This window comes from Sphingopyxis sp. RIFCSPHIGHO2_12_FULL_65_19 (genome assembly GCF_001830555.1).
In the GTDB taxonomy this organism is placed as follows: Bacteria; Pseudomonadota; Alphaproteobacteria; order Sphingomonadales; family Sphingomonadaceae; genus Sphingopyxis.
Map to the genome: position 1 here is coordinate 219,829 of NZ_MIAM01000049.1, position 12,563 is coordinate 232,391.

A 12,563-nucleotide genomic window follows, 5' to 3' on the forward strand; every position below is an offset into this window, starting at 1 on the left:
TCGCCATCATCAACCTCGATTTCGAGCCGCTCGGGCTGGTCGTTATGAACGCCGAACGCATTTTGGGCGGCGGCGGGCGCCAGATGGCCGATTGCAAGGCCGACAATCGCACTGGTGGCGAGCAGGCGAGATTTCGAGATTCGTGACATATTCCGGAGTCCCCCATTGACGTTGCAGGCAAGGCAAGGGACTTGCCGGAGAACGTTTTGCGCTCTCCGGCTCATCCGCCCCGCCTCGAAATTTTGCGCCCCCAGCCGCTCGGGCAAAAACACCCATCGGCTTTGCGTGCGATGACTAGTGGCGGGGACGGCGGCGCGTCTACCCAATGTTATTTAGGGTGAATTTGCGACGGACCGTTGCCGCGGTGCTTGCACCGAGGTGTCTGGCCGTTACGGGTGACAGATCACCGGGGGGTGGGTTGAACTTGTCTTGGGCGAACCTGTGCGTGCGCCCGTTGGACGCAGATAAGCGTTCGGTCCCCGCCCGGCGGCGGGGGTGATAATGAAGATCTTATACGCGATCCTTGGGTTCTTTTGCCTGCTGGCCGCTCAACCGGCGCGCGCAAACTCCGACAAATTGCCGCTGCTCGATCTCAGGGCTGGAGAAGATGCACCCGCACTCGCCTCGTTTGTTCGGTTCGCGAAGCGCCCCGGCGTCGCAAGGACGCCGCAACTGGAAGCGATTCTCGGCGGTCCGCTGCAGCATATAAAGGGATCGACGATCCACTTCGGCCCCCCGGGCACCCGGACCGTCGTTCTCCTGAAAGTTCGCAATGCAAGCGACGCGCAGGGAAGCTGGATTCTGACCACCGGCCGCGGCTCGCTCAAACATTTCCGGCTTTATGAAGCTGAAGGTCGCGCGCTCGCGCTGGTCGTCGATGCTACCGATCCGCAGGTCGCCCGCGAAAATCTCGGGACCTACCAGGCGTTCAGCTCCGAGCTTGTGCTTGCACCGCGGCAGGAAAAGCTGGTCGTCATCGAATTTGTTTCCGAAAATTCGACCTATATGCCGCTCCGCATCGAAACCTATGGGACCTTCTTCAAGGATCGGCGAGCCAATATTTCAATGGTGTCGGGCGTTGTCGTCGGCGCGCTGACGCTGCTGCTCCTCAATTTCCTGTTCTTCTCGATCACGGGCTTCAAGGAATTTCTCTGGCTGGCCGTCGCGGAAGCTTTTTTTGCGCTCAACACGGTCCATTCCGAGGGCTACATCACCATATTCTTCCTGTACGACAAGCCGCTGACCGGTGTCGCCGTCGAAGATTTCTTCAAATGCGGATTTGCGGCCGCGATGGCCCAGTTTTGCCGAAGTTTCGTGAAGACTGCGGACAACTTCCCCAAGAGCGACCTCACCCTAAAGGCGCTCATCCTGTTCGCCGTCGCCGTCATGCTGGTCCAGCCCGGCCTATCCCTCTACCCCGCCGACGTTCGCTTTTTTCTCCACCTGTCCGGATGGATCGTCGCGGTCGGGGTGGCGTTATTCCTGCCTTTCGTGGGCTATGCGGCCATGAAGCAGCTTGGCTCCCAGCTCTGGCCCCTCTTCGTAGGCTGGGCCAGCCTCGCGCTGTTCATTTTCTATGCCGCGATCGCGTCGATGGGCTTCTTCACCTGGCTACCGATCAACTGGCACCTTTCCGGGCCTGTCGGGCTCTTTGAATCAGTCATGGTAACATTGGCGCTCGGACTGAACCTCAAGAAGATCCAACGGGAAAAGCTCGTCGCCGACGCCAATTATGCCCAGTCGCTTGGTGAACGCCTCGAGATCAGCGAACGGGCAAAGCGGCTTGCTGAAGAAAAGGCCTATGCGCTCGAAACCGTGCACAGCCAGAACGCGCTGCTTCACGCGTCCGGCCACGACAGCCGGCAGGTCATCCTTGCACTCAATAGTGCGGTTGCGGTTCTGAAGCGTCGGGGAAAGCCGGGCGACGATCCGGCGCTGATCGGGATGCTCCAAAGCTCCGCCAACTATCTGAACGAAATCGTGACGACCACCATTTCCGGCGCCAACATCGCCGCGGGCGATGCTCAATTCGTCGCACTCGGGGCCTTTCGCGGCCAAGCGTTGATCGAGCCGCTGACGATGATGTTCAAGACGCCCTTCGCAAACAAAAAGCTGACACTGACGGTCAGCGTCGCGGACGACGTCATGATCATTTCGGACAAACCGCTCCTGATGCGCGCGCTCGCAAATCTGCTGAGCAATTGCTATCAATATACGCAGACTGGCGGCGCCCACATCGCCCTCGTGCTCGACGAGGGCCGTGCCATGATAAGCATCACCGACACCGGAAGCGGAATGCCTGCAGACATCATGGCCGCCTTGAACAGCGGAGGCAGGGCGCGCGTTCGAGGAAATGAAACGACAGAGGGAACCGGCTCCGGTTTCGGATCGGCGAAACGCATCGTCGAAGTGCTTCGGGGAACCCTCAAAATCTTTTCGTCGACCAGCCACGGCACGGAGATCCGGATAACCCTCCCCGCAGCTTCCGTTGTCGTTACGCCGATCTCAACGGACGAATTGCAAGCGGGCTTGCCCGAATGGACGGTTCTCGACTTCGATCAACGCAGGGATTTCGAGTTGGAATTGGCTTCATCCGGCAGCGAACCAAAACCTGTCCTCGCCGTGACCTATGATGACAGCACAGTCACGCGCGGGCGGCTCGGCCAGCTTGTCACGATGGTGGCGATCAAACCCGTTTGCCGCGAACTGACGCACCATCCCCTTCTGTTGGCTGCGTCAAAGAAGGTTTAGCTCATTCGCGCGCTCGACGATCCTGCGGTTATGCGGGACGTCGAGTTTACGCCGCAGTTCGGCAATATGGAAAGATACGGTCGGGGGCGCGATCGCAAGACGATAAGCGATCTCCTTGTTTGTCTCACCCTGTGCCAGATAGTGGAGGATGGCCATCTGCCGCGAGGACAGCGCAACGGGGGATTGCTGAAACTTGCCGAGCGCTTCTTCGATATGCGGCGAAATATAGACCTCGCCCGCCAGCGCTGCGTCGCAGGCGGCGACAATGTGATCGAGCGGGTCCGATTTGCTCACGACAGCACGCGCGCCCAGTTTGAGCGCCGAATGAATCTCGGCAAGGTTCGTTTCACCAGTCAGGATGATAACCGTCATGTCGCGCGACCCGACGATCTCGGCGAGAACATTTATACCCCGCACGTCGGGCAAGTTGAGATCGAGGATAACCAAGTCGATCGGTTGCGACTGTACGAAAGCATTGACCATCGCGCCGCAATCGAGCGCGTCGACAACGACGAAGCGATCGAGCGAACCAAAAAGGAACCGCAGACCGCTTTGGGTGATACGGTGATCGTCGACGATCAAGACATTATGCTGCACCGTCATGCCCCACTCTCTCCTCCCCAGATGCTTCTCCGCAGATTATTCACCTGCCGCAACCCGAAATAATGCGGGGTGGTTGGGGGTCGGACTCCGGGCGCGAAAAAGGGTCGCGCTTCACATTACGGCCAAGCGCTCTTTCTGGGCGATACCGGAACCGGTACTGGCCGATTGCAGTCAGGCAGCTTTCGGGCGCGTTCCCAGCAAAGTGGACATTCTGTCATCGATTCTATTGGCGTAAGCGAGATGCGCGACGCCTATCAACAAGGTGGGCCGATACTGTGCTGTTAATGCAGGATCAGCGATCCGATCCTCGAATGAACTAGCGAGCGAATCAACCTGGAGCGCGAAGACAGATAGTCAGCGCTCCCTGACCCGAATATGCGCCTTGAAGAATCGCGCAACCGCGACACTGGCGGGGTGGGCCTCGGCCTCGGCCTCGGCCTCAGCAGCGCGCGCCGCGCATGGCGGCGACCTCACGCTTGCCAATCATGCCGAAGGCGGGCTGATGGCGCGCGCAACATTGCCGCTATGAACCGGATCCGGCGCGCCTCGTCAAACTTCCTTATAGTAGAGCGCATCCGCAAGGGCGGCGCGGCAATCCCAGGCTTCGGCATCGGCGCCGATCGGCCGTTTGGCGTTATACCAAGTCGCGAAGCCGATAGGTTCAACTACACGCTCCCAGTAGTTTTCGAGGCTCAATGTAGAGGGTGCGAAACAAAGCGCTTCCGCCAGATTGGCCTTGTTGCCCTTGTTCACACAGACAAAAACATCGGGGCGTTTCATCGCCAGGAGCCTTGTTGCTGTCGGGTATCGCCCGGTCCTTGCGGAGTTGGAGAATGCGGCGATGAAAAGGCCACAGAATTCTTCATAGTCTGCCTTCGTCACCGGACCTCGACGCGGAATTGCGTCAATGGCCTTCGCAATGCCGCTGTTCTGGCTCACTACCAAATTGGTAAAGGCACCCGAGCCCTGCATGGAGCCGAACCAGCCGATCTGATATTTTTCGAGGCCTGAATCGGCAACGGCGTCGGGGTGGACAATGCCCGCTACGGCCTTCCACTCGGAAACCGACAGTTCTCCGAATGTTTCGGTTCTTGCAAAGAGCGACTGGAGATAGCGCAGAAACTTCATCCGTGTCGGGAAATGATGGTTCGGATCCTTTCGCACCTCGCGGATGAAGGCTGGCCAGCTCATTTTGAGAAGGTCGGAATCGATGCGCCGGAACGCTTCGGGTTCCGACGGCAGCACCGGTGCGGGTGGGCGCGGCCGATTGGCCGCTAGCTCCGCCTGGCGCCGATAGGCCTTCGCCAGCTCTTTGGTCACCGGCTGGCGATGCGCGGCATAGGATTCGAAGGTGGTAAGGAGGTCTGCGATCACCGCCTCGCCGGCATCGCAGCGAAGGTGGAGGCAGGTTTCGACATTCGACCCGAGCCCGCCATTGGTAAAATTCGCACTGCCGACAATCGCCTCGGCTTGGTCGCCGGTCAGAAAGAGAAAGGCCTTGGGGTGGAAGCATGCTCCGGGCTTCTTGAAGACATAAGCATTCGGTACTTTCCGGATGGAATCCACGAAGTCGGGATCGGTGGCGCAGAAATCGAGGCCGACGGTCACCGACCGGAACTTTCGTTTGTGCTCGATCAGCCGGTCGGCAACGGGGCCGGCATCCGCCCAGGCGACCGCCATATATATCTCGTCATGTTTCGTGATGAGGCGAAGCAAGGTCTTGCGCAGCGAACGCGCATCCAGAATCGAAACTTTCATTTTCCCTCCCCTTGCGGCTCCCGGTAACGCCCTTTGAGCACCGTCACCATGGACGGGGATCGGGCGGCGCTTCGGGGAGCACGACAGGTTCATCTTCGTCGAAGGGAAGGCCGCGAACATCGATCTCGATGAGCCTGCTGATCCTTCGTTTGTGAAATATTTCTTCGGACATCTCAGGCCGGATAACGTCGCTCCGATGTTCGAAGATGCCCGTCCGGCCCGGCATCTCGATATCGAAATTGTTCAGCTCGTCGATCGTCGGGAATATATCGCCGAGGGCAGGATCCGGCCCTGCCGTTTCCGCGACCGGCAGTTGAAGAATACCTTCCGCGCTCAGAAACTGCGTCGTCGTCCCGTCCTCGACGATTCCGATCCTCGCAAGTCGGCGAAACCGGCGCCGGTCGGCGAGATAGTGCCAGGGAACGCAATCCGCCTCGATGGCGGCCAGCGATGTCGGCTTTTTGGCCTTCACCCTGTCCGCATTGGCGAGCAGGCAACCGAATTCGAACGGGCTTGTCAGGCCGTGGTGATCGCTGCTGACCTTCCATTTCTGACGCTGGAGCTCGGAAGAATAGAAGCAATATACCGGCATGAGGCCGTGTATTTCCGCATCCTTGGTCAGCAAATCGATCTGCTCCTCGCCCGAGGATTTCACGATGTGCCGGATCTTGAGGACATCGTCCTGTTGCAGCCGCTTTGCCTGAACCCGCATTCCAAAGGATCTGGCGCGTCCGATAATGTGCCACTCCCAGTCCGCACCATTTTTTGCTTCCAATTTCTTGCCGAAGGTCTTCAGCGTGATCATGTCGGGATGCCGGCGCCGAAGTTCGAGAAGGTTGGTCTCGGTGATCGTTTCCTCGCCATAGCTGACATCGACATCTTTCCGGTGCGCGAAGGCAAGATTCTCCGAGGTCGCATGCGCGAGCTCGAGGAGCGAATTCAACAATGCCATGTGCATGAAGCGCGCCCTTTTCAAAAAGGAATGATGTCGCGGTGGTAGAGTGCGATGATTTCGTCCCGATCTACGGCATCGGTTTCGCCCCTTTCAGTCTGGTCGGAAAATTTCACGGCGAGCGGATGTTCGAGAGCACCGAAGACGGGCTCAAGTCCGCCGAACTGCTGCGCTGTCAGATCGTAGATGCGCCCGCCCGCGCGCACCCAGAAATGATGCTCGTACGGGCCCGGATCGGTGCCGCGAATGATGGCGACATCCTTCAGGCCATATTTTTCTGCAAGCAGGATACTGAAGATCGCCGACACGCCCTCGCAGCAATTTTGGGGGAACAAGCGGGAGTATGGGAATTTGAGTTTTTCGCCATCGCTGTTGCCGCCCCTGTTGTGCTCGAGAAATGCAATCAGGCGCCCCGCGGACCGGCAAAAAGCGCGGTGGAGCATCGCATCCTCCGCGCCGGGAGGCGAAATCGTCGATGCTGCCATCTCAATATCCCCGGATCTGTTTCACAAGGATGGAACGCGGCGGCTGCGGGACGCCAAAGGCGGCTGCAATCTCCCCCCAGGCTCTATCGAACGCAGCAAGCCGTTCTTCCTCGCTCGCGCCTTTCAGGGTGAATTCCGCGCGACCAGCCTCCTCGAGCGCCACGGGCCGCCCGCCCCAGCGCGTGTCGCTGACCCAATGCAAACCGGTCAGTTCGGTTACGCCGATCAGGACATCGAACGGCCCGGACGCGCCCTGACGCTGAAGGACCGGTATGTTCAGGTCGATAAATTCATTGGCGTGCGCAATGAGCGCATCGGAAAAGAAATAGCTGGTCTCGTCGCGCCTGGCGATGAAGGGATCGACGCCCCAAAGCTCGCCTGTGGCGCGGAACTGCATCACCATATTGTCGAGCGGCCGTTCGCCCGCAGCACGCAGGCTGCCACTGTAGACGAGAAAGCCGCCCTTCGTGGCGCCCCAGCTATAGCCCTGTGTAGGCCCGAGAATATAAGGGCGGAGACCGTCCCCGCTCGGATCGGCCGGCGGGGACCATGTGCGCGGCTTAATCCTTACATAGCCATAAGGGCCGGGATGAATGGTCTTCGTACCCGGGAAGCCATCCTCGTTGATTGTGATCGGCTGCGCGGGATCGAACCAAAGTGCCGGATTAGATGCATGCCCCTCCTGCCATTGCGGCGGGACCGGCTCGTCCGTCGCAGGTGTCGACACGGCGATCGACAGACGAAGTGCTTCGCGGATTGCCGCCCGCAGCGTCTCGCGCTCGACTTTGAGCTCGGCTGGCCCGGCGCCCTCTGGGAGATGAAAGGAAAGAGGCGCCCGGCGCCCGCGCATGTCGAATGGAAGCTGTTCGATCGTCGCGCCCTCAAATGCCGTATTCCATACAAGAATGACCCGCTCAAGGCCGATGGCGCGTTTGGCATAGCCAAGTTCGATAAGCACATTGGGATTGGCGAGCGCCTTCCCGCCTCGAGATATGGCGATTGGTGTCACATCGCCGACGAACACTTTCGCCGCCTCGATCTTCGCAAGGATGGTCGCGACGATGTCCGGCGACCCTGCGACGCCCTTGGTGTCGGAGGTGAGTTCATGCCGCTCTTCCAGTTCGGCATCGAGATCGTCGATCGCCAGAGCGAGAACGTCCCTCACGAAGTTGCGCGTCACGCGCGGATCGAGGTCGCTCTGCCAAGACCAAAATATCGTATTCATCATCCCCCCGCCACGAACGGGCTGGCGCGGTCGCTTGGCCAAACAATTCCGGATCACCCAATCCGGCAAGCCCGAAGTTCTTGAACGCTTCCCAATAGCCCCGACCGCTGATGGAGGAGGCAATATCGATCGAAGAGCGATCTCTGTTTTTCAGTAATATAGAGTTCTTCATTCCCCGGGCGACAACCTCAAACGCAAGACGGAAGCGGCCGACGACCACTGACATACACGGCGCCCACCAGCACTTCCATCATATCAACCGCATCGGGGCAAACAATAATATCCAGAATGAGACAGTTTCCATTATCTTGATGCACAAAAATCGCGGATCATACTTAATGGCTCCTCGATTGGATATGACGACAATCACAAGATTGTCCGCTGAGATCGGCGCGATCCTGCGAGTAGGCGCAATCGCTGTATTTGGCCGGTTGCGGTCAGGCGGCTTTTGGGACGCGGTCGCGGCTAAGCCGACATTAGATCACCGACCCTCTCGGTGTAAACGGGATGCTCTGCCCCCTCAAGGAGGCTGGCCGCTTGCTGCCTTGAGCGCGGGAGTGATATCGTGCCGCTCGATTCTGAGCGCTTGCATGCACGCCAATCAGCCAGTCTTTTCGTCCTGTCGAAGGGTCAGATGCGCGACACTGATCGGACCTTCTGGCCAGTATTCGTCTTCCTCGGGCTTCTCCGGTCCGCCAGCGCTCAGACCGCGTGGTACCGATAGATACGGTGCGGCATCGTGGATGAATCCGATCACATTGCTATTTTGACGAAGCACGCCAGGTGCGCTCTGCACGATTGGAAGCGCACCGGTTACCCGGAGCAGTTCGTCGACGGTGAAAGACCAGTCGTCATTGCCGCCGGGCTCTGCCTCGCGACCGCAATATCCCCCGCCCATGGCCATCAGTGAGAGATACTGGCCTATCCTGATTTCCGCCTGAAAGCCATTCGGACGCGCTGGGAGCCAATGGGACCAGCGACGGGGCGTAAGAGCGAGATCGACGCCGCCATATTCCGCCGTGACGGAAGGATCGCCAATCAGGGGCATGCCCTTCAGGTCGCGAGGGCGAGGGTCATAGCTGGAATCGACAAAGGTGAACTGGGGCAGATCAGCTAGAAGCTCATATTGGGTCCAATCGGGCCCGGACAGCTTAATCTGGCCTTTTTTGCAACGTTTGGCTTGGACGAGCACCGCGCGTCGATCGTCGATTGTGCCGCCATAATCCTGATGATCGATGACGATAAGGAGGTCCGCAAGCTCACACCGCCCGGTTCCTCTGGTATAGCGGACCGGGGTGTAGCGGACATGCGGCCGGGAGTGGGTGAAGATCGCGGTCAGTTCCAGGCGATGAAACGTCGGTCGCAGAAGCGGCGTCCACGCCGCAGCGATCGCATCGAAGCCATCGAGCGTGAGCGCTCGAACTGCGCTCACCTCTCCGCAGGCGCGCGGCGTCCGCGCCCCGCCACGATCGAGAACATCGCACACAGCAGCGTCGGCCGTCGCGGCGAGTTGGTTGAAGAGCTGGGGATCATGCGTTAGCATCAAATAGCATTCCTATTGGGGCACCCACGAGGCGCTGTGCTTATGGCACACCGCATCGGTCGAGAAAGCTGCGCGAGAAGGTTGCGCTGCTCCAATCGTTGTCATCGGCGACATCGAAGAAGTGAAGCTCTATACCGACCTGCTCTAGTGCCTCGCAGAGAACAGCCTGTGGTTTCCTAGGGAGGAGCAATATTTTTCGATGACCGTCAAGGCGTGCAAGCATTTTAGAATAAAGGAGTAACTGACCGGTGCCGGCGTAAACATCGACAGCAGAGAATCCCGTCTTAATCTCGACCAAGATGCCACCGTCTTCCCCATCGATTTCGCCGTCCGTGTCGTAGCCCCGCGCTGGGATAGGTTTACGCAAATCCTTGTCGGCTGTTTTCAGTATTTCTTTTAGCGCCTGCCAAACTTCACCATGGCGCTTGCGCATCGTGCGGCTGCCTCCTTGCGACCAGAAGGTGGAACTGCCCCCTTCCTCGTCGCGACCAAACCGGTCCATAATCTCCGCCGCATCCGCCTTGGCCTGCGCTCGATCAACGCCTTCAGGAACGCGCAGTGCCGCGCAGATTTTTACAAATCTGGCGGTGTTGCGTCGCATTTCGTCTGCATAATCGGTGATCGGGGTAACGATGAACCAAAGGCGATGCGCCGCCTCGCCTTTCAGCCGCACATCCGCCGGCGTCATCCCGCTCAAATCACGGAAGTCGATCTCATCGACACGTGCTGACTGGTTGTTCTCGTGCAGCGTACCCTGTCTGATCATATACAAGCGTCCCAGCTCGTCGCGCGCGACAGCGCTTGATCCGTTTTCGGTTTTCGGATCCGAGGGGATATTGATCTGGACGGACCAGTCGCGACCGAACGGATCGACGCCCAAGGTTGCCTTCTCGTGCAACTCGCCATCGGGTGCATCGCCGTATGAGGCAACAGCAATTTGCTCGTCGGGCAGCCATCCGATCTTGCGGTCATATTGCGCAGCCTCCAGGATGGCCGCCTGCCATTTTCGGAACGCCGAGCGAACATCGCCCTTCCTTGTGACAATGTGGAGGCGCGGCACCTCCCTCCAAGTTTGCGTGACCATGCGATCGACCCGGCTGCGGACAGCGCCCATATTGTCAAGCGGTGCGTATCCCTTCACCCATTCCAGATTCATTGCAGCCAAAACCGCCGAGATATTCTGCATGCGCCTTTCGTAGGCGCTGTGATTTCGGGCTGAGAGCGCCGTCGCCAATATCTCACGCCGTAAGGCCGACTTGTTCAGTTTCGTGCCTTTCTGCTGCGCGGTCCAAAGTTGGCGATAGGCTCCGACACAGGCTTCGAGTTCATCATCCGTCCAACCCGACGACGAAGGGTTATTCGGCGTCGCTACCCGCTCGAAGCGTACCGATCTGCGTCCGGCATCGTAGAAGGCGTGATATCCGGCATCGAGCCAAGCGCTTCGCCGCGACAAATGATATTGCGTATTGGCCCAAAACTGCGACGTAGCGGCCCCGTCAGGTAACCATCCAACTATCTCCTCAATCGAGCTGAGTGGCAGTAAAAGCGATGCGGCGGTCTGCATTGAGAGATAGTCGAACAGCGGCTTGTATTTTCGGCTGTCTCGCTGCGCGACAGCATCGGCTTTCCGTGTACCGCGCGCTCTGAACTCGCCGGTCTCGGCATTAAACGCTTCAAGGTGCATGGTGAGGTGCTCGTCAGGCCATCGGCCGACCGTCGACCGCGAATTCGCGGTCGTGTCCTTCGCGACCAGCATGACGACACCAAAGTTTCTATCGCCGTCCCAAACATCCCTTAGATGGCGAATGCGAGCCTTGTTGCGGGGGCCACGCGCTATGCCTCGTCGGCGTTCAAGGAGGCCTCGAACGATCCGCTGATATCGTCGAAGCCCTACTGGCTATTCAACGCGCGCGTGTCGCTTGCCGGCGAGAAGGACGGGTGGGAAGTCGCGCTCTGGGGGCGCAACCTCACCAGGGAGCGCTATGTCGTCTCCGGCGTCAACCTCGCCTCGCTCGGCATCGTCAACCGCATCTACAACGCGCCGCGCACCTATGGCGTCGAACTCAGCTTCCGCTACTGAGGAACAAAAAATGACCATGTACGTACCGATTTCCGGCCATTGCGACCCTCGCTTCGACGCAGTGAAAGCAGCATTCAAAGGGAATTTCGCCGAGCGCGGCGACGTCGGCGCGGCGCTCTGCCTTATCGTGGACGGCAATCCAGTCGTCGACCTGCATGGCGGATGGCGCGACAATGCGCGGACGCAGAAATGGACGGCCGACACGCTCGTCAATCTCTGGTCGACGACCAAGGGCGTCGGCGCAATCTGCTTCGCCTTGCTCGCCGATCGAGGGCTTCTGTCCTACGACGATCCCGTCGCGCGCCATTGGCCCGAATTCAGCGCCGAGGGCAAGGAGGGCGTGACTATCGGCATGCTGCTCTCGCACCAGTCGGGACTCAGTGGCTTTGCATCACCCGCATCCGTCGTCGACCTGTTCGCCGGCGCGGAAGCTGCCGCCAGGCTCGCCGCGCAGGCCCCCTTCTGGAAACCAGGCAGCGGGTCGGGCTATCATGCGATCAGCATCGGCATCCTTGCGACCGAATTGTTCCGCCGGATCGACGGCCGGTCGCTCAAGGCCTTTGTGCGGGACGAACTCGCGGGCAAGCTGGCTCTCGATATCTCTATAGGTCTTGCGAGCGAAGACGAGGCGCGCCGCGCAGAGATCATCGCTCCGCCGGAGATGAGTTCGGCCGATATCGGACAACTCACGCCGGCACAGATCGCCGCGCTGGCCAATCCGCCCCTCGACCCGCGGCTCCCCAACGAGCCGGCCTGGTGCGCCGCCGATCTCGTCTCGGCAAACGGTCATTCGAATGCGGCCGCACTCGCACGGCTTTACGCCCGTTTCACCAACCGACTGGTAAATCCCGCGACGCTAGCTGCCGCAACGCAGCCGCGCATCGAAGGCGTCGACCTCGTTCTCGGGATGCCGGCACAATGGGCCGCTGGCTTCCTCGTCAATTCGGATGGAATCTATGGTCCGAACAAGGCGGCCTTCGGTCATTCGGGATGGGGCGGATCCTTTGCCTTCGCCGATCCCCATGCAAAGCTCGCGATGAGCTACACAATGAACAGGATGGGAACGATGCTTCGCGACGATCCGCGGGACGTGGCCCTGATAAACGCCGCTTACGCATGCATCTAGGGGATCCCGACAGACCAACGCGTGGTTATCAGCCCCTCGC

11 protein-coding genes are annotated in these 12,563 nt (G+C 59.6%); 4 read left to right on the plus strand and 7 right to left on the minus strand.

The features are described 5' to 3' along the window. The first annotated feature begins 501 nt into the window (after positions 1–501). Positions 502–2,751, plus strand: coding sequence for a sensor histidine kinase (locus tag A3E77_RS14390; protein WP_293647123.1), 2,250 nt, complete (start codon positions 502–504; stop codon positions 2,749–2,751). Here the strand turns inward: A3E77_RS14390 and A3E77_RS14395 are convergent. Continuing rightward, on the minus strand, positions 2,737–3,354 hold the full coding sequence (locus A3E77_RS14395; RefSeq protein ID WP_058538755.1) for a response regulator transcription factor: 618 nt from the start codon (positions 3,352–3,354) through the stop codon (positions 2,737–2,739). The two genes, A3E77_RS14390 and A3E77_RS14395, sit on opposite strands and share 15 nt — an antisense overlap. 382 nt (positions 3,355–3,736) lie before the next feature. Here A3E77_RS14395 and A3E77_RS14400 point away from each other — a divergent pair, with 382 nt between their 5' ends. Beyond that, the gene (locus A3E77_RS14400) at positions 3,737–3,883 is read left to right on the plus strand and encodes a hypothetical protein (RefSeq protein ID WP_293647125.1); all 147 of its coding nucleotides are present in this window, start codon (positions 3,737–3,739) and stop codon (positions 3,881–3,883) included. A 20-nt stretch (positions 3,884–3,903) separates the two neighbouring features. Here A3E77_RS14400 and A3E77_RS14405 read toward each other — a convergent pair whose 3' ends face one another. The 6 genes from A3E77_RS14405 to A3E77_RS14430 all read right to left on the minus strand — a co-directional run bounded on the left by A3E77_RS14405 (position 3,904) and on the right by A3E77_RS14430 (position 11,073). Then, positions 3,904–5,112 (minus strand): phospholipase D family protein, encoded by a 1,209-nt coding sequence (locus tag A3E77_RS14405; protein ID WP_293647127.1) that lies wholly within the window; start codon positions 5,110–5,112, stop codon positions 3,904–3,906. Between the two features lie 43 nt (positions 5,113–5,155). Further along, on the minus strand, positions 5,156–6,064 hold the full coding sequence (locus A3E77_RS14410) for a DUF6615 family protein (RefSeq protein WP_293647129.1): 909 nt from the start codon (positions 6,062–6,064) through the stop codon (positions 5,156–5,158). A 20-nt stretch (positions 6,065–6,084) separates the two neighbouring features. Then, on the minus strand, positions 6,085–6,549 hold the full coding sequence (locus tag A3E77_RS14415; protein WP_293647131.1) for a hypothetical protein: 465 nt from the start codon (positions 6,547–6,549) through the stop codon (positions 6,085–6,087). 1 nt (position 6,550) lies between these two features. Beyond that, positions 6,551–7,729, minus strand: coding sequence for a hypothetical protein (locus A3E77_RS14420; protein WP_293647133.1), 1,179 nt, complete (start codon positions 7,727–7,729; stop codon positions 6,551–6,553). Between the two features lie 646 nt (positions 7,730–8,375). Then, a complete protein-coding gene (locus A3E77_RS14425) occupies positions 8,376–9,317 on the minus strand; it encodes a hypothetical protein (protein ID WP_293647135.1) in 942 nt (313 codons plus the stop codon). Between the two features lie 40 nt (positions 9,318–9,357). Beyond that, positions 9,358–11,073, minus strand: coding sequence for a DUF7662 domain-containing protein (locus A3E77_RS14430; RefSeq protein WP_293647137.1), 1,716 nt, complete (start codon positions 11,071–11,073; stop codon positions 9,358–9,360). Positions 11,074–11,115: 42 nt separating this feature from the next. On the opposite strand from A3E77_RS14430, the gene A3E77_RS14435 reads away from it, so the two are divergent. Beyond that, a complete protein-coding gene (locus A3E77_RS14435) occupies positions 11,116–11,397 on the plus strand; it encodes a TonB-dependent receptor (protein ID WP_293647139.1) in 282 nt (93 codons plus the stop codon). A gap of 10 nt (positions 11,398–11,407) precedes the next feature. After that, positions 11,408–12,523: a serine hydrolase domain-containing protein gene (locus A3E77_RS14440; protein ID WP_293647141.1), complete on the plus strand. Its 1,116-nt coding sequence runs from the start codon at positions 11,408–11,410 to the stop codon at positions 12,521–12,523. The last annotated feature ends 40 nt before the right edge of the window (positions 12,524–12,563 follow it).

What these genes read in the sequence shown, in the direction of transcription:
- A3E77_RS14390 (WP_293647123.1), top strand. Translation starts at nt 502, where the DNA reads ATGAAGATCTTATACGCGATCCTTGGGTTCTTTTGCCTGCTGGCCGCT.
- A3E77_RS14395 (WP_058538755.1), bottom strand. Translation starts at nt 3,354, where the DNA reads ATGACGGTGCAGCATAATGTCTTGATCGTCGACGATCACCGTATCACC.
- A3E77_RS14405 (WP_293647127.1), bottom strand. Translation starts at nt 5,112, where the DNA reads ATGAAAGTTTCGATTCTGGATGCGCGTTCGCTGCGCAAGACCTTGCTT.
- A3E77_RS14410 (WP_293647129.1), bottom strand. Translation starts at nt 6,064, where the DNA reads ATGGCATTGTTGAATTCGCTCCTCGAGCTCGCGCATGCGACCTCGGAG.
- A3E77_RS14415 (WP_293647131.1), bottom strand. Translation starts at nt 6,549, where the DNA reads ATGGCAGCATCGACGATTTCGCCTCCCGGCGCGGAGGATGCGATGCTC.
- A3E77_RS14425 (WP_293647135.1), bottom strand. Translation starts at nt 9,317, where the DNA reads ATGCTAACGCATGATCCCCAGCTCTTCAACCAACTCGCCGCGACGGCC.
- A3E77_RS14430 (WP_293647137.1), bottom strand. Translation starts at nt 11,073, where the DNA reads ATGCTGGTCGCGAAGGACACGACCGCGAATTCGCGGTCGACGGTCGGC.
- A3E77_RS14435 (WP_293647139.1), top strand. Translation starts at nt 11,116, where the DNA reads ATGGCGAATGCGAGCCTTGTTGCGGGGGCCACGCGCTATGCCTCGTCG.
- A3E77_RS14440 (WP_293647141.1), top strand. Translation starts at nt 11,408, where the DNA reads ATGACCATGTACGTACCGATTTCCGGCCATTGCGACCCTCGCTTCGAC.